Genomic DNA, 25,073 nt, shown 5'->3' with positions numbered 1-25,073 from the left:
GATCACCTTCCGCGGCCGTTGGAAGTCGACCGAGTACTTCGCGACGACGTGGTGACCGACGATCGAATGGGCCCCGATTGCGGGTCTTCGGACGCCAAATGCTGCAACAGCATCCCAAACAATTCACTGTTCAGTGGTGTGACCACTTCGACGGCTTGTTCGCCCCTTGCGTCGATGTGTTCGACCAAGGCCTCGACTTCTTTGAAGAGCGCGTCCGGCGCCGTCACGATCAACGAATTGCTGGCCTCATGAACAGCCACCGTCATCTTCGGTTCGAGGTCGGCGGCGGCGACTTTCGGTTCTTCCTTGCGCGACGTTTTCCCATCGCGTGCGGCCACCGCTCGGGCAGCAGCACTGTCCGCCTTTAGCGTCGTCGCCCCTGCCTGGGCTGCCTTTCCTTTTTCTTCGGCGACCCGACCTACAAATGCCTGCCGAATGGCATCGGCAACATCGTCCGCTTTGCTGTTTTGCAACTCGATCACTTGAGCACGTCCGTATGTTTCGATGGACGTGATGCTGGAATCTTTGTCAATGATTTTCAGGTAGGACGCGATGCGTTGAAGATCATCTTGGGTCCCTTGCGCGATCAACCGATTCAATCGCGAATCCGCGACAACTGTGATGGATCCGGACATCATCGTGGTGGTGCCATCCTGGGCCGATACCATGCTGCCCAACAGAGAACCCGACTTGCCACCGGCGACATAGCCATTGACCAGCGTTCCTGCCTCGCCGTCACCGGCCGCTTCGCCACCGTCTAGCAGTTCACCCAACATCCGCAGCGCGTCGGCGGGTTTAGCGTGTTGCAGGTAGAACACGATCGGACGCGACGGCAAAGCGTCAGTGGGACCAGCAATCAAACGCAGGTGCGATTCAAAACGATCCAAGGCTTCGATGTCATCGGATTGCAAAAGGATCCCGCGGTCGGTTAGCTGGCACCGAATCGGCGGGACCCGACTGTTGGAAACCACCGTCAATTCACGGGGTGCGTTTGAACGACGAGGCGACTTAGACTCCGGCGATTGACCGCCCGTGGGAAGTTCGACGGGCTGGCGTGGCGATCCCGATTCCGACCAATCCCGTCCGCTGGTGTCGGATTCCTGACCTGGAACTCGCTCGATCACATTTTCCAACACCGAATCGGGCGTGGGGTACACGATGACGGAATTGGGCGAACGCCAAAACTGTGCTGCCGTTTCTAGCAAACTCTCGGCCCGCCGACCTTTCAGCGGCAACAGGCGGGTCAGGTCGTCGCCGTCGGGCGCACCCGGTCCCGACACACCGCCGGTCGCACTGGATTCCAACCCAGCCACAATCTTTTTGATTTGATCAATCTGGTGCTGTTTGCCACGAACAAACAGTCGCCGATTGCCTGGATCACCGTCGATTTTCGGAGCGTCCGGGTCGGCGTCATCATACGGACCTGGCAGATTCAACATCTGTTCCAACAACGTGATCACAAAATACGGGTCCGTGTTGACCAACGGGATGACTTCGAACGCCGCATCCGATGCCTGCACCTGAGCAACGGTTTCTTCGATCTCTTTATGAACGCTCGGCGACGCCAAGGCGACAATGCTGCTGCTCGTTTCATCGATCGAAATCCGTACGGATTCTCCGTGCAGGATCGTCTGCAGAATGTTGTAAACCGTATCGACGTTCCCGCCCGTCACAAAGTGCGAACGAAGCAGCCTTGTGTCGCCGGCCCCGTCGGACCGCGCCTCGGGCTGATCGATCGCTTCGACCAATCGCTGGATCAAATCGACCTTGTCCTCGATGCCCGTGACAAAGATATGTTTGCCTTGCAGGTCGGATGACAAGCTGACATCGATTCCGATCATTTCACCGGTTGCCAGACCGAGGTGGGGTCGTGCGACCAACAACACGTCTTCGGCGCTGACGTGTTTCAACGCAAAATTTTTGACGACTGCGACGTTGTCCATCAGATCCGGTTCGAAAGCAGCCAGCACAGAACGCACGTTCCGCAGCTTTGCAACGGTATCGGTGATGATCAACTGGTTCGTTTTCGACAACACCGTAGGCGAAGACATCAGTTTCAGAGCCGACAATTCATCGACCGCGTCATCCGAGTCGATCTGCCCCAGCGGGAACATGCACTTGACCACCTCGTGATTCCCCTCGATCGAATCGAGCGATTCCAACGGAATCTGTTTCGCCAACACATCTAGCTGTTGCAAACTTCGTGGGTCCGCCAAATTGATCACCGACAACAGATCGCCGCTGCGAACCAGGGTGAAGCCTTCGGCGATCAGAAACAGATTGATCCGATCGATCGCGTCGGCAGGGCTGTACTCCGTATTATCCGAATAGGTAAAGCTTCCCGGCGGAAGGTCACCCACGTGAAGCGCCATCTCGGATTCGTCGGCGATCCACCGAATCACATCCCGCCATGGCACGCCGTTGAACGAGAATCGCAGTCCCGATGTGACGTTGTCGTCTCCGTGATCGCTGGATCCTGCGCCGGGTTCGGTTTCAAGTTCGCCCGCTGCTGTATCAACATCCACTGAACCAACAACGGCGGTGGGGATGGAATCCGGTGCTGATTGGGCGGTGTCTTGTGCCGTCGGCGGAGACGTCTTTTCGAATGCTTCTACCGCGGACGGTTCATCCGCCATCAATGCGGACGCAGGACCGAGTGCAAGGATCGCGGCCAGCACCGGAAGCCACTTGTTCGGTGAAACGCTGCGACGGGACAAAGTTGTCCGAGACCGCATGTCACAATCCAGGCTTGAAGCAAGCTGAGGTCGGGCAGAGTTCATGCGAATTAGGCTGGCACTTACGAACCAGACATCATGCGGGAGAGGCGGGATAGGAAGGTGGGACAAACGGCGGCAATGGTGGGAACCGAACGTTTGGAAATGGATGCTTGGAAACGCACTGCACCGCAGGACAACACGCCAACAATCGATCGGAAAGGAGCGGCCTGCTGATTGGGTTCAGTATCAAATTTCGATGTTAGCCGCTTGGACGCCAGCGGCCTGATAACTTAGTCGTTGTCGAGAAAATAGCGTTGGAATTGCACCTCGACGCGAAGCGGTTGGCGAAATCGGATCCCTCGCTGATACGTCGGGTGACGAAATCAGTAGGCCGCTACCCCTGGTTCTTGGGTGACGAAACCGGGGCGATCGTCTAAACGGCTAATAAAATCCGCGGGTCGTCGGAGCCATCAATTGTGCCTAGAATCACCGTAACATGGCGATCAAGGTAACATCGCGAGCATAACGGAGTGACCGGTTATGTCAACATTTAATTGACATCGTCGGGCCTTCTGGGCCCGCCCGCAGCCGCGTTTTGGCGGGGGCTGGGCAATTTCCGTCATTAGGGACACAGGGAAACGTTTGGCTGCCGAATCCAGGCAAAACAGCGAAATTGATCGAGCTGATGGCGTGCGCTGCGGGTGCTGAGGTCTTGGGGCCGGTACGAGGAAACCGGAGCATTCGCCATCAGCCGGTCTTGTTGTTGCCTCGATTGTCCGTGGTCGTTCCCCGCCATCCTTATCTTCCTCTTTCCCCCTGATTTCACGCCCATGCCCAACCAAACACGTCCCCCGATGGCCTTGCTGGCCTCGGTGGCTGCGGCCGTTCTCGGCTTCGCGATCCACCAACCGGGCGCAGCGGCCGGCGAAACAGGGCCGCATGCGGACTTGGTTCCCCAGTTTCTGTTGGGACTGGTCCATGCCCCCGAAGTCCACCAAGAACTGAACCTGACCTCCGAGCAAGTCGCCGGTCTGGAGGTCTTGTTCGCGGAAACCGATGCAGCATGGTTCCCGGCGCGCAACCTTGCCCCGGACCGCCAACGCGAAGTGATCGACAAACTAGAAACGCGAGTCCGACAGTGGTTCGCCGAGAATACGACCGCCGACCAACAGTCGCGGCTACGGCAATTGGAATTCTATGCCCAGGGAAATCGGATCCTGCTGCGACAAGACGTTGCCAAGGAAGTTGGCTTAAGCGTCACGGCGCAGCAAAAGTTGGCCGATCTGGCTCGGGCATCTCATGTCGCGCAGCAAAAACTTGCTCGCACCAAGTTCGGTGATGACGGGATCGAAGCCCTGCAAACGGAAGTCGCCCGGACAGCGAAGGACGAACAAGCCGCACTGGCCAAAATCGTTCAACAGGATCAAAGGACAAAGCTGGCCAAGATTCTGGGCGAACGGTTCGATCCAACTCGATTGGCGCGGATCTACGCGATGGCCCCCGACTTCGCCGCCGATGAAGCGTGGATCAATTCACCCGCACTGTCGCTGAAGGAGCTTCGCGGCAAGGTCGTGCTGGTCCACTTCTATGCATTTCAATGCCACAACTGCCACGCAAATTTTGACATCTATCGCCGTTGGCATGAAAAGTATTCATCCGACGATGTCGTTTTGATCGGCATCCAGACGCCCGAGACAAGCCGCGAACGCGACGCCGACGCAGTGATCGCTGCCGCCGAGGAAAAGCAGCTGGACTTTCCCATTCAGATTGATCTGCAATCCCAGACCTGGAAAGCCTGGGGAAACACCATGTGGCCGACGGTCTACGTGGTCGACCAAGACGGTTACGTCCGTCATTGGTGGAGCGGCGAATTGAATTGGAAGGGTGCCACAGCGGATCAGACGATCGAAAAAGTCGTCGACCAACTGTTGTCCCAAAACTAGTGGGACACGCTGACCTCCGCAGGTGTTTGTTCCTGCGGCAGTTCTTCGTTCATGAATTCACGGTACACCACTCGCGTGCTACGTGGCCCGGCTTCTTTCATCGATAGGCGTTCGCCATATGCCAACAACTGGTTGTCGTCGGTGACAACTAGCGAATCCTTGGTGTAAAGACGCAGCCGGTCACGATCCAACAGTAAGTTGTTGCGAATCTCTTGAGGCGGAAGCGAGCGTTGCAGCACCACTCGCCCCTGACCCGCGTTGTCCAATCCAGGCCAACGGCTTCCCAGTGGTGTTGCCTCGCCATTGCAGCCCAACAAAATGCCGTTGTAGTCCGCCGGATCGGCCCACAGACCTGCATTCGGAAAGACTTCTTGAAACGTCTTGGCGATCGATCGTGCGTGCTGTTCGGACGTCAGGTGAGCCGGCAACCACTGCGCAATCATCCCGCCCGGACGAAGCTTGGCTCGCGCCGTTTCGTAGAACTCTTTCGAATACAACGAGTTCACGCCCGCATGGTTCGGCGGCATCGGTTCCAGTGTGATCACATCGAACATCTTTTTGGTCCGTCGCAGATAGGCGCGGCCATCCATCAACACGGGTTCAACCGAGTCGTCATTCAGAACCCCTTCGTTTCCGGGGAAATGATGAGCGATCTGGAATACAGCCGGATTGATGTCCACGATGGTTGTGCTGGCGACACCCTCGTTGCGAATCGCATTGGCTGTTTGGCCGGTACCGAAGCAGATCACCAAAACGTCCTTGGGGTCTTCATGCAACAGCACGGGCAGCGATCCCATCCAATCCATGTAGTGAGCCGTCGGCCAGAACGCGGCTGCCGCAAAACCGTCAATGAAGACGCCTCGGCTGCCGTTTTCAAATTCAATCGCCGACGTTGCAGCGTCGGGACCTTCGTGATGAGCAATCACGGTGTGCTCGCCATAAGGGAACGAGAACAAAATTCGTTCACTGCCCACGCCCGAATCCAATGCGACGGCGATCACCATCGATGCAACAGCAAACGCATGCGACCAAACCGGCATACGGGTGCGATACACCAACAACGTCACCGCCAATATCACAAACCCAGCGATCCAGGCGGTGTGCACAAACCCAAACATCGGCAGAAAGATCCAAGCGGCACTGATCGCCCCAAAGACCGATCCAATCGTATTGAAGGCGTAGATGCGCCCCAGTGCTCGGCCCGAATAGCCGTCTTCGAGGTGCCACGGCAATGCGATCCCTAGCAGGAATACTGCGGGACCGACCAACAACAACGTAATCGCGAACCAGTTGATCGGTGTGTGGTGGCTACCAAGACTAAGCAGCACCAAGTCGATTCGTTCAATCAGCGGAGTGCTTAACAGGATTGCGATGCCGGCGCCGTACAGCACCATTTCCAGGCGTTTCACCCTCGCCTTGACCGCAGGCACCGCTCGCGCGGCCAACCCAAGCGTCAAAAGAACGACGGCCAACATGATCGAAAACCCGGTTGTCGTGGTTTCGAACGCGGCACGCAGGGCGCGGAACCAAGCCACTTCTAACAGGAACGTCACAAAACCGGTCGCAGTCACGATCGCCAATACGTCCCAGGCGGGCATCGCGATGTCACCGACACTGGCGTTTGCTTCAACGTCCACATTTTGTTCGCCCATGTTCGCCGCAAAATAGGCGGTTAGGCCCACCAAGCAGTTGATCAGCGCGGTCACGACAGCCGTCCCTTGCAGTCCAAACTGAGGAATCAACCAGAATGCGACCAACAAAGTTCCCGCAGCGGCGCCAAGCGTATTGATGCCGTATAGCAGGGACATCGAAACACCAAACCTTTTCCCCATCCGCCCAAAAATGGGGATGCTGGCGCCCATGCAAGCCGCGGGCACGAGAATCACCAACACCACACCGATCAGTTGAGCCAGCGGCGCCATCGTCGGTGACCATTGGTAAATCGCACGATCCAATTGCTCGAGCCACTGGAAGGTAGCCCCGAGTGCTAATCCACAGATCCCAATCACCAGTTCCAGGTAACCGTACAGACGCAGTGGATGCGTGTTTTGTCGTGAATCGATCCAGCGACCGCAGATCGCGGCCCCGATCGTCATCCCCGCCATCATGGTCGCCAGCGTGATCGCCGCGCCCGAAGCGCTGACGCCGAAGGCCAACGACGTACGCAGTTGCCAGATGACTTCCCATGAAAGGGCCGCAAGTCCGCCCAGTGCGGGCAAGGTCAAAGCGATCAGCGCGGCAGGCTTCTTCATCGTCAAACTGCAGGTGGGGAACAAGGGGCAGGTGGGGAACAAGGGGCAGGTGGCTTGCCGCAGAAACTCGCTGCTACCAATCCGCCATTGGGTCGATTGGTAAGCGCAGACATTGCGGTGAAGAATTATGCGCCATCTTGAGCGATAGGCGAACAAAAACCAGATGTAACACTTTTGACGGTTAGGGCAACGCAGCGGCCATCACCAGAGAGTCAATCGAACAGACAACGTAGCGGAAGTCGTCAAAACTTTCGTGCAGTGCCGAATGATCGAACATATATACGGCTTGTCGATTGAATGATCCGTTAGGCGATAGCCTCGCTTGTGTCACCCAGGAACCGCGCCGGATCGCGCAAACGGATCACATTCAGATTCGAAACGGGGTTCGATCGACAAACCGTTGACGAGTACCGACAACCAAATTTGCGGATTGGATTCACAATCGGCTTCGCGATGCGCGTCAAACCTTTGGCAAGCGTCGATTACGAGGCCCGATCAACATCGTGGACCACGTCGTTGGTTTCGATGATGGAAACCGGGTCCGTTTCGTCCGTCACGATCAATCGCGCACTGCGATTGAAGGTCACGTAGTTCCAGGCCCACTGCATCAAGATCAACACCCGATTCTGAAACTGGACGATCAGCATCAGGTGCACGAACAACCACAACAGCCAAGCGACGAAGCCACAGAATTGGCGACTCCCGATCTGTGCGACCGCGATCGCGCGACCGATCGTGGCCATCGTTCCGCGATCGTGGTACACGAATGGCTTATCGTTCACGTTGCCTCGAACTCGGTCTGCAATTTGCTGCGCCACAAACGCGCCCTGTTGGATAGCCACGGGGGCCAGCCCCGGTAGCGGTTTGCCGTCTTGATCCTTGCAACTCGCCACATCGCCGATTGCGAAGATGTTCGCGAACCCTTCGACATTCAACTTACAATCGACCGGAACGCGTCCGCCACGATCGGGTTCCACCTTGCATGCCGTCGCCAGTTTGCGTCCCAATGGGTTCGCAGCAACGCCTGCACCCCAGAGCACTGTTTCGGTTTCGATCACTTCCTGCTTGCCGTCGCATTCCAGACGCACATGGTCGGCCGTGACATCGACCACCTTCGTGTGGGTGCGAACCTCGATCCCCAGTGATCGAATTTTCTCGGCCGCCCGCAGGCAAAGTTCCGGCGGGTAGTGTGCCAGCACATGCGGGGCGGCCTCGACGATCACGATCCGTGTTTCCGAAGGATTGATTTTGCGGAAGTCGTTCTTCAGCGTATGTTCGGCGATTTCGGCGAGTGCGCCGGCCAACTCGACTCCCGTCGGCCCCGCCCCCACCACCACAAACGTCAACAACTTTTGGCGGATCGCAGCGTCCGGCTGACGCTCGGCGGCTTCAAACGCCAAGTAGATGCGTCGTCGGATGTTGGTGGCATCCGCGATGGTTTTCAAACCGGGAGCGAACTGAGCCCACTGGTCGTTTCCAAAATAGCTGTGTGTCGCCCCCGCCGCGACGACCAACACGTCAAACGGCTGGACGCCATCTACCAGTTTCAGCTCAGAATTGGCCACATCGATGTCGGTGACCTCCGCCAGGATGACTTGGCAATTCGCTTGGCGACGCAGGATCGAACGCAGCGGTGTCGCGATATTTGCAGGCGACAGCCCACCAGTTGCCACCTGATACAGCAACGGCTGAAACAGGTGGAAGTTGTGGCGGTCGATCATCGTGATATCGACGTCACATTGACGCAGTCGTTTGGCCGTTTCCAGCCCGCCAAACCCACCACCCACAATGACAACGTGAGGCCGTTGTGCCATCAATCCCATCCCCGATTCGCGATCTGGATCCATAGGGACGCTCCAATCCAAAATTGGACACGCTCAATACGCGAAACCAAATCGTGGTTCCGACACCGCATCGCCCTGGAGACACCCAGGTTCCCAAAGCCGCCGCGTGGCGCCAATCCGGGACCCATCACTCACCGGCAGCCGGCAATCGCAATGGCCAATCCAACGCCTCTGGACGCGAAACGGCGCGGACGGCAATCCACTTCCCATCCGGCGACCAAGCACCCATAGCGATCTCGTGATTGTCGACTCTGGGTACCAATGCGGCGGGAACGTCACTTCCATCGGCCGGCATCGTAAACAATTGCGGATACCGCAGCGTGTTGGACGTCAAAGCGACAAGCAGACGATCGTCGGACGGTGACCAACCGACTTCCGATCGGCGATAATTCGGCGGCATCGCAATGGACTTCACCTGGCTCGGGTGTGCGAGATCGACAACTGCGAACTCCTCCGCATTTGAACCTGTTTTGCGAGCGTGAAACTGAATCTTGCTGGAATCGGGCGACCAGCACATGTTCCAATAGATCAAACTAAATCGATCCGCAGCCCCCACCATCAGGCTTCGACTTGTGCCTGTGGCAACATCCCAGAGCACGATATTACCACGCTTTCCGTAGGCAATCGTTTTACCGTCTGGTGACCACTCGGCTCCCCAACCTTCCACATCCAGGATTTTGCGCTCGCTGCCATCGACGTTCATGATTCCAACGCCCTGTTGGTAGGCTGAAAAGGCAACCCGTCGACCATCTTTCGAAAAACTGGGCATCGATCCAAATCCAAGATCAATCGGATCACCGCCTTCGAAAGGAACCATCATCAGGCGTGACTTAGCGACACTGCCCAGCGACTGGTCATACGTGATCCACTTTCCATCCTGTGACCAAGTAGGCGATCCCACGTGGTTGAAACCTTCGGTCGGACCAGCCAACTTCGTCACCCTTCCAGTCGCCGCATCCACCACACCGATCATCGGAGGCAACGGCAAATTGGATCCGGGTAAGTGCTGAATTCGATCGGCGGCAATGGTCATGTCCGTCCACACAGTCCCGGCCACCCCTTGTCCCTTTGCAGTCACCGTTAACTTGATCGAGTCAAAATTTATGTCTTCTGGGCCAATGGGTTGTTGACCAATGACTCGGGCATGTCCGTCAACTCCGCTGGCAAACAAAAAGTACGCGGTGTCGCCTTTTCGGACGATCCGCATCCGTCCCGACTCGGATTCATACCCCCACCGTTCGCCCAAGAACCGCCGCGAACCATCCGGATTCAAAGCAATTTTTTGGCCACGTAAAAACGGGACGGATTGTTGACTCGTTCCCACGGCGACATGCAATTCACTCGCATCCTGATCGGCAACTGTGATCACCAGTTCGGCCATCCCCTGCTCGACCGGCGAATCGCACCGCGCGTCGATGAACCCGACCTGAACGTCAAAGTTACCGCTGAGGGAAAACCTTGGCTTCATGGCAGTTTGGATCCAGGCACCTGACGAAGTCGCCGTCACCCGTTTGCCACCTTCGACGTCCAACGTCGATCCAGCGGCGTTGCCCTTGTTGATGTCGACAAGAGAATCCACGGTACTGGGATCCTGGAAATTCACCTTCGCGACCGCCGGTAGAGCGGACAGTTGCAGATCCAGTTGCTTTAGACGCGGGTCCGCGAGTGGTTGATCGGGCGGCATTTGCTTGGGCCAATCGCCGCGAAGGATGGCGTTGCGAACACGCAACTGAGACCGATCGGCAAAATGGAAAAGTCCCACTGACCGCCGGGAATTTGACGGCAAGGTGCGTTGGAAAACGCGATGATCATTCAGAAACAGGGAGACTTCGTCACCCTGCAACCGCATTTCAAGATGATTCCAGGCCTCCTTTTTCAGCGGCAATGCTGGATCACCGGAATCCTCCCATCGTTGATGCGACTGGATTCGTTGCAGGTTGCCAGGTCGCACCCCAGTTGGATCAAATTGTCCGTCCGTCACCCAGTGCTCATAAACACCATCGGGACGCAACAAGAATGCGAGGCGCCCGATCGCCGGGGATGCTGAACCATTGGCTTGGTCGTAGTAAAAGTCAAACGCGAAGGCCCCGTCTTCGACCATTCGGCGATGGTATTGCAATAGACATTCCCGATCGCATCCCACCACATCGCCGCGACGAAGTCCAACAATCAGGTCGTGATCCCCCTCACTTTGCTGTTGCCATGGAGCGTTCTTTGTCGCGATCGAGTTTTGAAAATACGATGTCCACCCGATCAGATCCGATGACTTTCCGATCGGCACTTGATCCAAAATCGTAGGACGACCGCTGATGGAAACCTCATTCACCCGCGATTGGACTTTCCACCAACTGCGCAGCCCAAGCCAAGGATCTTCGTTTTCAACCAGATTTCGCTTGTGCACCAATCGGCCATCCAAGAAGTCACGCTGATGCCCATCCTGAAATTCCGATCGAAAACGCACCCATCGACCAGGCTTTTCGAAGGGTTTTTCCAGGGCAACGTTTTGATGCGGATGGCGGAAAGAACCAATCTGAATGTGTTCACGGTTGATACCGTTACCAACATGATGATCGCCACGCTGCACCTGAGAGCGAGACCAAGGGTGAAGGTCCGCGTGTACTGAAAAGTTCCCAGCTAGCGGGCTTCGATACAGCAACAGATCCGATTCATGTCCGACAAGATGTTCCAGTTCACCGTTCGCGTTCAGTTCCCATTCGGGCAGAGCGCGTCCTAAGCCACACAGCCGCGCGTTGGTTTGACCACTGGCAACCCAACTGCGATCCAGTTCACTCTGCAATGATTCTCGTTGCCGATCGTTGCCTCGTTCGTGCCGGCGATTGGCAACCAGTCGCTGCAGATGGCTCTGCAGATTGGCTTCCAACGTGCTGCTGCGATCTCCGCCCAAGCGAACGCGAGATTCGAACAAGAACGACAAGAGTTCGTCGACCGTTTGATTTGAAGCGGCGCGCGACATGCCAACGTAGGCGACCAGGTATTCTGCCCAACGGTCGCGATCCGTTAGCGGTTCCGGATCTTCGCACAACTTTAAAAACTGAACCATGACGCGTCCCAATCGCTCCGTCACCGCCGGATTACCCAACAAAGGTTTCTGGTCGGCGCCTGCGTTCTTCACGCCTGCCGCCATGGGGGACGAGTTGCCCATCGCCATCAAGGTGATCGCCGTCAAAGCTAACTTCTGCTTCGTCAGCACTCGATCACCCTGGGGATCAAACGCATCCACTCGTTTGAATAGCTGTGGTAGACGGTCGCACCATTGGGCAGCGTCAATCAGGTCGACGGCGGGGCAAAAAAAAACCGGGTGCGCGGATCGTGTCAGGTTCGAACGCGGAGGCGTCTGGATCGCAAACATCGCCTCTTTGGCGGCAGGTTCGGATATTTCTACCGGTGAAAAGTAGCCCGCCAGCCGTAGTCCACGATGGCGATCCCCCGGAAGAACCCAATCCGCTAGATAGTCGTACCGTTCCTGGGGATCGAAGTTGGTCGCCTGGGCGCAAACTGCCCGCACGTTGTCAGACAACGTTTGCTCGTCGACGAAGACAACTGACGAGATTTCATCGACCGTGTTTCCCCGCCCGGCACGCGTCGGCTGAACGGGGCCTCCCAAGTTGGATTCGCGAGGTTCTTCGGTTCCGAAAAAGCTTTCTGGCAAAGTCTCTGGCCAGTCGCCCGTCATTTCCACATTCCGCACCTGTCCGACTTTGGACCGATCAGCGCGATAGAATCCGAATGGCATCGCACCAGAAAAATCCACAGGCCGTTGATAGATCGGTTCGCCATTAAGAGCCACCGTGACGGACTGACCTACCCGAGCAATCGATACCCGGTTCCAATCGCCTTCCTGCAGTGGAATCGGCCGAGGCCCTTTCCGGTTCAGCGGTTCCAACAACGTGTTGTCTTGCGGAAGCCCCGTCCAATCGAAGGGTCCATCCGTCATCCAGCGAATGCGAATCCCACCGGATTCCAACAGAAACACCATTCGTCCTAAGGCTGGGTGTAGTACGACTTCGTCATCCGAGTGTTTGAATTGGTACGAAATCGATTCGCCATCCATCAGCGGCCGTTGATAGCGAATCAAGCCGGGCATCGCACGTTTTGATTCCGTATCAGCAACCAATGCCGTCAAGATCCCTTCTTGGACGCGATAGTCAACGGATCCCGAGGACTTGGCGTCGGGAAGACCTCGCCGCGACTCGACGAACGTCGGCTGGGATTCGTCAAAGAATCCGGTCTGCCAGCCTCGAAGCTGTTCGCCCGCGATCATATCGACTTTGCGTGGGATGGTGGGCGTCCCAGTGAATCGGAAGTTTCGGAACGCCGGCCTGTTCCTGCCAAAACTTCGCAGTCCCAACCAAGGGCTCTGTTTTTCTGGTTCACCGAACCTCCACATCGGATGCAAGTTCGATTCAAACGCCAAACCGTCATCGTCACTGTGCAGCGAGACTCGATTGAAGACGGCGGCTGATTCATGGCGTACAAAAGGACACGGTCTGGTTTGAGCGTGATCTCCATCGGCGTCCCAAACTGTCAATTCGTTGGTGAGTCCCAGTGCCTGAAACTGCAACCCTCCGTAGACCAACCCACCATCGGTCCCTAAGGGGCCGCCTTCCTGCGTTTCGCAGACGAAGTCAAAATCACCCGTCAGTGGATACCGATAAAATAGCACGTCTTGTCCGGCACCGGCCAAATGCAAAATGTGCTCTTCATGACTGATCCACATCGGCTGCGGTGATCCCGACAAGTTGCTGGTCGCACTTGCCTGAGCCGCTGGCATCCAATGTGCCATTTGCGAATCGAACAGGACCGCGGGATCCGATTGCCCCCGATGGGTTTGAACCGCGACCGCGTGGGCAATTCGCAAAACGGCCTTGTTCTGGCCCACCCGATTTGCGATCACAGCCAAGGTTGACTCAGCGTCGTCGGCAAGTTCTTCACGAGTGGTCGCAGCAAGCGAGATCGCCACTTCCATCCACCGATCGGCGTCCATCGGAATCACGTTCAACTGATTCGCCGCGAAATCTTGGCGTACCTTTGCCAAATAGGCGCGTACCGAACCCGAGTTTCCACGCCGGTCGGCGATGCGTGCCAAGACCAGCAATGGCTTTGCTCCATCGGCGCCTTCGGACACCAGTTGTTCGAGGTCCGAGATCAGCCGACTCAACCGGCCTCGCTGATCAGCAGCTTGGACCAGCATCCAAGCGCTGCAAAACATCCCTCGCATCCCACCAATGCTTGCGACGGCGAACGAATCTTCCCGTGGACGCTTTCCCATCGTACGCGCAAACACGCTGGGCGGCGCTTCGGTGGGTACCGGGCATGTGATCATCCGCACCCTGCCTTTCCCCTGGGTGGAATCCATCGGTGGAAAAGTCCACTCGGACCAAAGCTCAAACTGCTCCTCGCTATCCAAACCGCTTAGTTGTCGATAGAGACTGCCAATCACCGATGGTAACTCCGATCCGCTGATCCATTGATCGACGATCTGGGTATCGCATGCAACAGCGAGCTGATCGAAGACAGAATCCAAGCGTCCTTCCCCCGCAGCTATCGTCAGTTGCTCAGGCACACCAAGGTCTCGGTGCACAGCAGCATCCAGGTCCGTCTTCGCCGCGGCCACGTTCTGTCCGCAACACTTCGGTGCTGTTCCACCGCAAATGGTAATTGCGACCGCAAACGGAAGCATCCAGCGAGAAACGATGGTCGCGAATCGATCCGGGATCCCGCCTCGAAGCTGCGGAAAAATCCACACCGATGCGACCCCCAATCCCCGTTCGGAAGATGATGGTACGCAGAAACGCGAATGGATACTGAAGTTCATCATGAAGGCGCTGTGATTCTTGTCGGGAAGTTCTTAAAACAGATCAAATATCGACTGCAGAAAGGATCGTGGCTTTGCCTTGACCGGCGGTGGGTCAGGCGGCTTGCTAGAGGGCGTTCGACCGGTACGGGCCGTCGGCAAAGAGGACGGCTGGCTCTGTGGCGTCATCGCTTGATTGAAATCTAGCGGCAACGCAACCGGTGCAAATGCGGAGACGTCAATCATCGACGCATGGAGTTCAAATTCATTCAACAGGACCAACGAACTGCGTCCGTCGCCTCCGGTATGAATCATCGTCCGAATCCCACCGCTTGGCAGGGGAGCGTCACCGCCGATGAAGCTGCCGATCAATTGATCACCAGCGCCATCCGTGCCGATCAAAATATAGAACCGGGGTCCACGACGGACCACACGCAATCGATCGGCAGCCACAATGGTGAATCCCCCCAATCGCTCGAATCGATCAGTACCGTCCGGCTTCTGGATCCGCATCTGGCCTTCGGCAACGAAGTCCCCCTCAGGCAATCTCGCCAAAATCGAGTTCAACTGAGTTTCCCGGTCGTCATCAAGTTTGATTTGTAAATGGATCGACGACTTTTTACCGATGGTCGGGATTGCTAAACGGGACGGATCGAATCGAATGGTCGCGTCAAAGTCTCCTGTTACATCAGGAGTGAACATGATTCCTGTACTGGACCAATGGTCGCTTCCCGCCCGCTCGACCAAGAGTCCATGATCAGACGCTTTCCACTGCCGATCTTGTTGGCGATTCCAATGATAAAAGAGATTGCTCGGTGGCGGTGCCATCGAGTAGTCAAATGCCAACGTCTTCGCGAGTTGATCGCGATCCTCGTCTAATTTTGCGATCAAATTCTCGGCCTCTTCCGGCCCCTGTTCTCGCAGATACTCGGCGCGTACTCGAAAATCCGTCCAGCGTACGTTGGTGAATCCCGAACTGCCCTGAATTTGACCGCCAAACTTAATCCCGTTCGCTTTTAATTTGTCTGCGGTAAATTCGGTCTGCCCAATCAAACGGAATTGGTCCGAATCGTTGTAGGCAAATTGGTAGTAGACGGTGGATCCGCGTCGGGACAGTCGTAGACGCCCATCGTTTGCCTCCACAGGCGAATGGCTAAAGTAGTGCCGTCGATCGTCACCATCAATCGTTTGCATATACAAACACTGGACCGTTTGCTCGTTCTCTGGATCGCACTTTCGCTGCAAAGCGGCGACATCCGATTTGGCGTTTTCGGCCTCGATCGACAGCGTAACGGTTGCCGTCTTCCCCAGTTCGGACTGCGTGTTCAATTGGTCGAACTTCGCAGTGATGTCAAAATCGCCAGCGACTTCAATCGCCGGTGACAACAGCGCGTTTCGGTACCCCGATTCGGCAGGCCGATTCATCTCCAATCCGTCTGCGGTCGCATGAAAATGTTGAACGGGGTTGCCGTCGGACACGATAATCCGCTTGCTAGTGAGGACATCCACGCCCATCTTCACCTCGAACAGATGCGTCAATCTCTGTCTAGAGTCTTCCGATAACTCAGTGAGTGGTGTCGCCAGCGGCTGCTGATCCAAACGAGGCAAATCGGTTGACCAATCCCCCGCCCACCGAACACGGCGAACCCGTGCCGCCGTGCGATCTCGATAATGAAACAAACCAAACTTGCGTGGATCGTGTTCCCCCAAGCGTTGACGATGAACCAACGAGTTGTTCAGGAACAATGACAGCTGATCAGCAACGATCGATACCATCATCGTGTTCCAGGATCCCTCGCGAAGCACCGATGACAAGGGGGTCACGTCAGGGACATCCGTCGACCGCACCGCACGATGCAACCGATTGTCGGGACGGCGTCCGGTTCGATCGAATTTGCCATCGGTTATCAGATGCGACTCGACGGCATCGGAACCCAGTATTAGACACCGTTGGCCGATCGCCGGATGCACTTCGAACTTTCCTGGCTGATACCAAAACTGATACTCAACCGAGCCATCCTCCAGTACAGGACGCGTGTAAACCAACAAGCTCTCGGCGTTGCATCCTTTCGCCAATTCATAATTCGCACGACCGTTGATCTGTCCCCACCGCGATTCCAAGTCCTCTTCATTCGCTATTTCAAAGGACCAGTCCGCCAAGTCCGCTTGGTTTGATTCATGAAAATATTCGTACCATCCCGGTAGCTGCGGATGGTCGGACATGAACACCACCTCGGGCACGTCGGGCGTGCCGGAAATTCGGAAGTCCTTGCCGCCGCCGAAATGTCGATAGGAGCTGCGTATCGCGGCCCATGGGAAGCTCGCCTGCACGGCTTCATCCCCTGCCATATTGGCGACGTCGCTATTCAGCTGTCGATGGACGAGGCGGCCGTTGAAGAAGGTCGTGGCCTCGTCTCCATCCACGCGGGTTCGGTAGCGTAGTTGGCCCGATTTCCGGACATCGGTCAGTGGCGGGTCAATCGTGCCGCCTTGCAGGTCACCACGCAGAACACCGCGTCCATAGGACTGCAGATCATTGAACGTTTTCAGCCAGTATCCGCCTGCCAGAAGTTGGCTGTCACGCCAACCGAAACAGTCGACGTCTGCTTCGAAACTATAGCTACCCTGCATCGGTGTCCGAAAGAACAAGTAGTCATCGCTATGGCTAGCCAAATTCTGAACCCCTCCTTGGGTCACCCGCCATACCGAAGCCGGAAACCCGCCGCCGTGTTCGCGCGAACGCGCAACCGTCACTGGATACCACTGTTGTGCCACGGCGTTTGCTTCCGCCCATTCGGACTCGGTGGTGGGTTCGATCACCAGTTTTAGATTTGCCACTGCCGCCCATAGGTATCGATGCCAAACCGGTCGGTCGATCATGTATTTGAACGCCGACATGATCCGCTGGCCTGCATCCACCGAAACAAACGCCGTCTCTTTCGAACGCGAAGCTGCCATCAAGCACAATAGAACGGCGTCATGACTTTCCCAAACCGACAGATCATCGGTCCAAATATTCTGAAACAGGTGCTCCAGACGCTGAGCCGCTTGATCTGTTTGCCCGGCGTGGATTTCGATCAGCGCCAACATCGCCTGCCGGTCATTGGCATCGGCTGGCGATGGAGGATCGTCGGCCGCTAGCGCGTCGCGCACCGATTTTAGTTGACCGGTCCTAGCTGCCGCTTCGATCAACTCGACCGCAGGTGAAACCAGTTTTCCACCATCAACGATCAATAAACCATGATCATCTGGTGAAACAAGCAGTTTGGATTGCGTGGAATTGTCCGCTGGGTCAGCCTGCCCATCGCTTGCCACATAGCCGACCGTCAAACGTAGATCCGCATGATTCGGCCCCGGCAACACCCAGTCGGTCAAGTATTGATATCGCCTCGGAACTTCCATTGCCATGGCACGGCGATAGATGTCTTCAGATCTCGCATCGCAATTTTGGCCAGCAAACAATTCGTTCAATGCCAAAGAATCCGAGCGTTCCTTGGTTTGGCCAACACACGTTGACGGATTGAAAGCCGAAACCGAGATCACGATCGCAACGAAAGCCAAGAGTTGCCTCGATTTCCATGTCGTCATTGGATAGGTGCTCATCGTTTGATCGTCTCCGAACTTGGATCAAGTGAATCAGTCGCATCGTTGCTCGGCTGCCTCTGCTTCACTGTGAAACGATTCCAACGCGTTTGGACGGGATGGTCTGGGGCAGTTGCGATGATCCCCAACACATTGCTTTGCACAATCAGCGACGGATCCACCGTGCAGGTTGCGATTAGCCGGTCCGTCTCCGAATCCCTCTCGGAGTAAAGAAAATAGACCTTCGATCCACGCTTAACGAATCGATAGCGATCCGGGCTGTTGACGCTGATCGAGCGGATCGGACGGTACATGGGCTTACCCGCTCGATTGATTCCCACCGTACGAGCGACCAGTTCGACCAACCCGTTCCATTTGTGTCGCAGCAGGAACGATGCCTCGACGACAGCGACCTCCGGCGAATCGTCACCACCGCCGCCAGCCATAGGATGGGGTGCCAAACGAATCTGCCAAGTGATCTCGTTGGCTGCCCCCGGTTTCTCCGACTTTGGAAATTCCAATGGATCGAAATCGACGCTTAGATCAAAATCAGCTTCGCACGATAGCGAATGATAGATTGCCGAGTGCCCAGGGGCACCCTTGGCGGTCGCGACTGTCGCCCTTTGGTCCGAAACGATGCTCGATTCGCCATCATTGCTGACGCCCCACCGCCCGCCTTCGGCAAACGCGTCCTGGTTGATCGTTTCGAATTCATCCGAATCATAATCCGCCAGCTGATCCAAGTAAGCGATGACCGACTCTGGATCCCGATCGATCATTGGATCGATCGAATCAGCGCGAATTCGCAACGACTGCCAAACCACTGACGTGCTCAATCCCATGCCCACTTCGGTCATCAACCTGACGCCCTGGATCTCGATCGGCGCAGAGGAAACTTTTGCCGTCGAAATCAAACGGAAGTCTTTCGATTGGCGTTGGGCGTAATAGGCGTAAACCCAATCATCACGCCGCATCAACCGCAGTGTTCCGGACGTCCCCTGATCACTGGTTTGCTCGCTATCGACGAACGTCGTCTTCCCGCCATCGTTCATTTCTTTGCGAACAAAGGTCACAAACTGCTGGCCATTCATACGGTCCGTTCGATGATGAATGGCAAAGTAGTTTCGTTGCGAATCGTCCAACAAAACCGCTAAACCAATCCCGCAATGCCAAGTTGGCTTTCCTTTCTTGATGTTCAATTGGCAGTACTTTGCGGTGATGTCGAAATCACCCGTTACACGCACGCAAGATCTCAGGTCTCGGATTCCCTGATCGGTTGTGCGATGCATCTTCACGCCAAGCGGAACCAGCGCCAGCGATTGCTGGTCACCATTGGCATCGAAATCAAAGGAAGAAAGTGGCTTTCGAAAATCCTGGTCAAAGGATTGTGGCAACGCAGCGGACCACTCTTCTAGCTCTGCCAACTTTCGCGACACCAGCGGTTGCTGCTGCATCGCCGGTAATTGCTTGGGCCAGTCGCCCGTATAGCGAACGTCACGGACGGCCGAATGATGTCGATCAGCAAACCGAAAGAATCCAAAGTGACGCGAATTGGAGGCTTCAATGGCTTGTTCCAGCACGAGATCACCATTGACGAATAATGCCAACCGATCGCCCGTTAGCGACAATTTGGCACGGTTCCACGCCGCAGGCTGCAGCGTGGGTGGCTTGATTGCGGTATCGATAGCGCCACGAGAGCTTGCGAAATCAGGTAACCAACGATTGTCGGGCCGAACCAGTGATCGTTGTTCCATTCCGTTGGTCAACCGGTGAAGCGTCACTTCATTCTGGCCAATCATGATGACCTGGCGTCCTAGGGCGGGGTGGACTTCAGCCTCGTCCGAGTCATCTGGTTGCCAAAATTCATACTCGATCCATCCGTCTTCTAAGATCGGCCGATCGTAACGCAACAAGTCTTCTTGGGATGAACCGTGCGGCAGCGGATCGGCATCGGCGGAAAGTACGATCCGGCCATCCTGTTCCGCTGCATCCCAATTTCCGTGCCACGAACCACTTGCGTGACGATGGTAAAGACTCCATCCGGACAACCGCGTGCTGGCGACCAGATTCAACTGCGCTGGGATCGTCGGCGTCCCCGTGACGCGAACGCTGCGAACGGCGGAAGTTTCGTTGCCTATGCTATGCAACATGAACCAAGGAAACGAAGCCTCGTCGATCTTTACCTTTGGCGTTTCGATTCCATTCACATAGTGACTTGCCATCCCGTCATGCACTTCGACGCGAACCTGCGTCCATTCCCCCAGCGGCTCGAACTGCCGCGGAATGCTTAGTCGCTGCGGCGGGGCATCCATCGAAAAGAGTTGAAAAGTTTGTGCACCAATGTCGGGCCGAACCGAGCGTCCAGCGACCAATAGTGATGTCCAACAAAATGGCCGTGATAGCACTTCGGCGCTGACCGCATAGTCGCCTTGCAGCGGGCTCTGAAAAGCCAGAAAGTCGGAAGGTCCGCCCGTCGTTCTCACTACAATCTCGCCTGATAGACCGTAGCGTGCAATCGGCAGGGCAGAGGAATCAGACTGAGAATCCAAACGCGAGCATGGAAGAAAGAGTGATGAAGCATCCAACGGTGAAACCGGCTTCGTTCCCTCTGCGGCTTTGCACCAGTCGGCGAGCGATCGCAAGTGGAAATCGGCGGGATTGATCCCATGCCGGCAAACGGATCTCAACCATTCCTCAGTGACAAGGTGGCGAGTCGAATGATGCTCGGCTGCCGATCGAACCACCAACAGTTCACGCATTGAAACATCATGCGGTGAAGCGGATCGATCTTGCGGACGGACCGCCAACAAATCATCCAAAAACGTGGTCGACAAATCCACATCACCCACGGCGATTGCAATCAGACTCTGCATCGCCCACTTCTGATGCCTCTGCGTCGCGGTGTTCGCTTGCCACTGATCGACGTCGGTTTGCAATTCCGCGATGCGGCCCAAAGATTGGGCTTCCGCGACGAGATCCGCTGCCGGCGAACACAGCCATTTTGATTCCGGTTGGTCGGCGAGATCGAAACGAGCACCGTCGTCCATCGGCCCGGGCTGGCGACCCAGATCCAGGGCAGATTGCAATTCGGCCGTGACCCGAAAGGGCGGTAGGGTCCCCATCGGCATCACCCAAGACTTCAAAAACGGATATCGCTTGGACGGGGCCACGTCCTTGCCACGCGTCGACACATCGACCGTGGACTGACGAAGCAATGGTTCGCCCAAAATCACAGCAGCCGCATCCCTGTCCGACGCGCAGGCCTTGCCGCGGCCAAAGGGTTGTCGTGCTGGCGACAGCATGATGAGGAATGCGATCAAGAGAATACGGAGCAACATTTCGGCGATGCAAGGGTCAATTGGCGTTGTGCGTTGAACGAACATCAGTATGCGCGACCGAAGCACCTCGGTGCGCCGATCCCCGATGAATCAAGTCGCTGAAGTCTTGCAAATCACGCACGCATTTTTCAAAAAACCGATTCATCGAACTCATGCAACCGGGATGCCGCCAACAGCCGCGACTCACAGCGGCCAACTCGCCTCCGATTCCGCCCTCCGCACTTCCTCTTAGCACAGGCACCAGCCCAGCTGAACGCCCGTACGGGCGATCCGCTATTCTGGACCACACCCCATCGCTAGCCAATGAATCGCGTGTAGGGGCGCGGCAGTCGCTGCAAAAACCCGCCGCAGACTTTTTCTCAATTTTCTCGCGTGATCTCTGGTCGAGGACCGACCCACCTACCGTAAGACGTCCGGCACCTGAGCAAAACTTCGGGTGCGAATTAGAAGGACCATTTTGAACAACGTTGAATTCGTCGATCGACTTCGCAAACAGGATCCCATTGCGGCACAGCACTTAAATGAGTGCTTTGTGCCGTCGATCTGGCGTTACGTATTCGCTCGCGTCAACGGCGACCGGCACCTTGCGGAGGATATCGTTAGCGAGTCGGTGTTGGCTCTTGTGGTGGCTGTCCAAAAAGACGTGGAAATTGAATTTCCAAGTGCATGGTTGCGATCTGTCGCTTCCAAAAAGATCCAGGACCATTTCCGAGCGGCAGCTCGCGTCCAGCATTTGATCCAACAATCGGGTCTGACCAAAGAAATGCACGACAGCGTGACACCGGATAGCGAACACGATCGAGAGATCCGACGCGAAGAAGTTCGCGATGTGATGGATAGGCTGCCAGAGAAGCAACGGTTGGCGTTGGAATGGAAGTACCTTGACCGCATCTCCGTTCGTGAAATGGCGGACCGGTTGCAGGCGACCGAAAAGAGCGTCGAGTCAATTCTGTTTCGTGCACGCAACGCGTTCCGAAAGGCGATCGGAATGAATAAAAACGACCCCAAGGAACCAAAGGACAGCTCACGAAGTCCTTTCCTTTCGAATACGACGACGATTGAAACCATCGATTTGACAGGCAGTTCGCGCCCCGACCCTGCACCTGCACACAAGCCAAATCCTGCTTGTGATGACAGGTCCCCCCAGCCTCCGATCGATCCATCGAACGATCCAACGCTGCCTAACGAAATGTTGCGAGGCCGCTCATGAACCATTCAACCGAACATGAAACGCCGCCAGAGGCTAGCGTCGCTGCCATCTTGGCGGACGCATACGACGCGCCGCCGGTGCCAGCATCCTTGGTGCGGCGACTTGATGCTGGCATCACCGATCAGTGGGGTGCATCTCCTGCCTTGGAACCACAGGCAGCCGGTACAATTTGGTCGAACGTGTTGCGTGGAACCAAGGTGGTTTCCGGTTGGCCGATCGCCGGCGCGCTTGCAGCAACCTTGATGCTGGCGTTCTTTGTGATCGGTGGATCGAAGACTTATGCTTGGACGTCCGTCGTGGACGCGATCACGCGGCAACCATTGCTGCACTTGACTGGCGCCAGCGGAAATTGGTCCTTGGACTCATCCACGATCGCGTCGAAATCCGAATCACAGCGCAGCCGCATGGTATTGTCGTTTTTGCTGCGAGCGGTCGGTCAGTCAACCGAAGACCTACCGCTATCAGGCTTGAAAGTCGCCGATCAAAGCTGGGAACGCATCAACAATTCGATCGCGATGCATATCGTCTTCACGACCGATGACGACCAGCAGATCGATCTGGATCTGATGTTGGACCCGGACACATCGCTGCCCCAAACCGCCCGAATTCGCGAACGGTCCAACAAGCCTCAAGCAAGCAGTCCGACAGCCATCCTCACATCCACTGAACCCGGACCGCGGGAACTGACGATCACTTATCCGCGACGCAATTTGTTGCCCAGCGGCGTGGAAGGAGACCAAATGGTTGCGACCACGCCCGATCGTCCATCCATTGGTCGAAGTGGTGATGCATTGGCTCCGGCACCGAAACGGTCGCTCGTGGGTGCATTGCCACTGGGTGCTGCAACCACATGGCGTCCGGTGTCGATTGAAGTGCAATCGGCGAAAGAGACTTTAGCAGCGACCGATGAATTGCTGAACGAACTTTGGACCGAGCGGTCGGTGCAACCGGTCGCGGAAGCCAACGATTCGGAACTGCTTCGCCGGGTCTATCTGGACCTAGCCGGTCGAACGCCGACGGTCACCGAAGCACGAAACTATTTGGAACAAACAGCCGCCGACCGTTACGAGCGATTGGTTGACCAGCTGTTAGAGAGCCCAGACCACGCATCCCATTTGGCGACCACTTGGCGAACGTTCTTGATCCCCGATGGCGTGGACCTGACAGCGTTCGGCGGGTTAGAGGCATTCGACCGCTGGCTTGCCGATCAATTTGGCAAAGACGAACCCTACGACAAGATCGTACGTCGATTGTTGTTGGCCGAGGGAAGGCTTTCCAAGTCGGGCCCCTTGCTGTTCTATTCGGCGGCCAAGTTGGACCCTGACCAACTAGCCGCGCGGACCTCCCGCGTCTTCCTGGGCATTCGGCTCGAATGTGCTCAGTGCCATGACCATCCCTTCGAACCATGGACTCAAGAAGATTTCTGGAGCTATGCGGCCTTCTTTGCGCAGATTTCGCGTCCCAAGGGTGAACTAGCCACCGCATCGAAATTGATGCAGGTGCGTGATGTTGACCGTGGGGAGGTCATGCTGCCGGAAACCGATCGAGTCATTCCACCTCGCTTTCTGGACCACGCAGATGATCCGTCGGCTACGAGGGTCGCTCGACGCCAGCGACTGGCTTCCTGGCTGACCAGTGCCCAGAATCCATACTTTGCTCGCGCTACCGTCAACCGCGTGTGGGCCCAGATGTTTGGTCGCGGCATCGTGGATCCCGTCGACGATTTCGGTTCGAAGAACCAGCCCATTTCGCCTGAATTGCTTGACCTGTTGGCAGGTCAGTTGATCCAAACGAACTTCAATCTACGATCCGTTTTGCGGACGGTAGCGTTGTCACGTGCTTATCGCTTATCGAGCGCTTCCGATGACTCGAGTGAAATCCGGCTGGAGTGCTTCGCTCAGATGGGAGTCAAAACCTTGACGGCCGCTCAGCTTTACGATTGCATCAGCATGGCAACTCGTCTTGACGCTGCCTCCCAACGGCAGGGGACTGCGACCACAGTGGCCCGATTTGGAAATAGCCAACGGGATCAATTCCTACAACAATTCGCGTCACCGGCAACCAACCGCGTCGACTATCTCTCGGGAATTCCACAGGCCCTGACAATGATGAATGGAGATCTGGTCGCGATGGCGACGGGAACCAACAGCGGCGGTCTGCTGAAGTCACTCGACGCACCATTCTTTACCAACAAACAACGCGTCGAAGTTCTCTTTTTGGCGACTTTGTCTCGCCCACCGACTGCGCAAGAACAGGAAGTTCTTTCACAGACCATTTTGAGCGATCCGGACGTTAGCCTGCGTCACGATGGACTTTCCGATTTGCTGTGGGCATTGCTCAACAGTGCCGAGTTTACGCTGAACCATTGATAG

Annotated in this window: 9 protein-coding genes; 3 read left to right on the top strand and 6 right to left on the bottom strand. The window is 56.3% G+C overall.

What is annotated here, in order from left to right:
* Nucleotides 1-2: 2 nt before the first annotated feature.
* Nucleotides 3-2,780, bottom strand: a complete 2,778-nt coding sequence (locus K227x_RS13925) for a secretin N-terminal domain-containing protein (RefSeq protein ID WP_246146793.1) — start codon at nt 2,778-2,780, stop codon at nt 3-5.
* Between the two features lie 767 nt (nt 2,781-3,547).
* Between K227x_RS13925 and K227x_RS13920 the strand changes: the two genes are divergently transcribed.
* Nucleotides 3,548-4,660: a redoxin domain-containing protein gene (locus K227x_RS13920; RefSeq protein WP_145170318.1), complete on the top strand. Its 1,113-nt coding sequence runs from the start codon at nt 3,548-3,550 to the stop codon at nt 4,658-4,660.
* Here K227x_RS13920 and K227x_RS13915 read toward each other — a convergent pair.
* The 5 genes from K227x_RS13915 to K227x_RS13895 form a co-directional block, all read right to left on the bottom strand.
* Entirely contained in the window at nt 4,657-6,912 is a 2,256-nt protein-coding gene (locus tag K227x_RS13915; RefSeq protein WP_145170316.1) for a fused MFS/spermidine synthase, read from the bottom strand. The two genes, K227x_RS13920 and K227x_RS13915, sit on opposite strands and share 4 nt — an antisense overlap.
* Before the next feature lie 482 nt (nt 6,913-7,394).
* A complete protein-coding gene (locus K227x_RS13910; RefSeq protein WP_246146792.1) occupies nt 7,395-8,759 on the bottom strand; it encodes an NAD(P)/FAD-dependent oxidoreductase in 1,365 nt (454 codons plus the stop codon).
* A 124-nt stretch (nt 8,760-8,883) separates the two neighbouring features.
* Nucleotides 8,884-14,595: a DUF1583 domain-containing protein gene (locus K227x_RS13905; RefSeq protein WP_145170314.1), complete on the bottom strand. Its 5,712-nt coding sequence runs from the start codon at nt 14,593-14,595 to the stop codon at nt 8,884-8,886.
* A gap of 30 nt (nt 14,596-14,625) precedes the next feature.
* Complete coding sequence (locus K227x_RS13900; protein ID WP_145170313.1) at nt 14,626-18,174, bottom strand: DUF1583 domain-containing protein; 3,549 nt, start codon at nt 18,172-18,174, stop codon at nt 14,626-14,628.
* Entirely contained in the window at nt 18,171-21,491 is a 3,321-nt protein-coding gene (locus K227x_RS13895) for a DUF1583 domain-containing protein (protein WP_218933999.1), read from the bottom strand. The genes K227x_RS13900 and K227x_RS13895 overlap by 4 nt, the downstream gene beginning before the upstream one ends.
* A 457-nt stretch (nt 21,492-21,948) precedes the next feature.
* Between K227x_RS13895 and K227x_RS13890 the strand changes: the two genes are divergently transcribed.
* A complete protein-coding gene (locus K227x_RS13890) occupies nt 21,949-22,701 on the top strand; it encodes an RNA polymerase sigma factor (protein ID WP_246146791.1) in 753 nt (250 codons plus the stop codon).
* Nucleotides 22,698-25,070, top strand: coding sequence for a DUF1549 and DUF1553 domain-containing protein (locus K227x_RS13885; protein ID WP_246146790.1), 2,373 nt, complete (start codon nt 22,698-22,700; stop codon nt 25,068-25,070). Before K227x_RS13890 ends, K227x_RS13885 begins: the two co-directional genes overlap by 4 nt.
* Nucleotides 25,071-25,073 lie beyond the last annotated feature (3 nt).

It is taken from the genome of Rubripirellula lacrimiformis (assembly GCF_007741535.1).
Classification (GTDB): domain Bacteria; phylum Planctomycetota; class Planctomycetia; order Pirellulales; family Pirellulaceae; genus Rubripirellula; species Rubripirellula lacrimiformis.
This window is presented reverse-complemented; position numbering and strand designations above follow the sequence as displayed.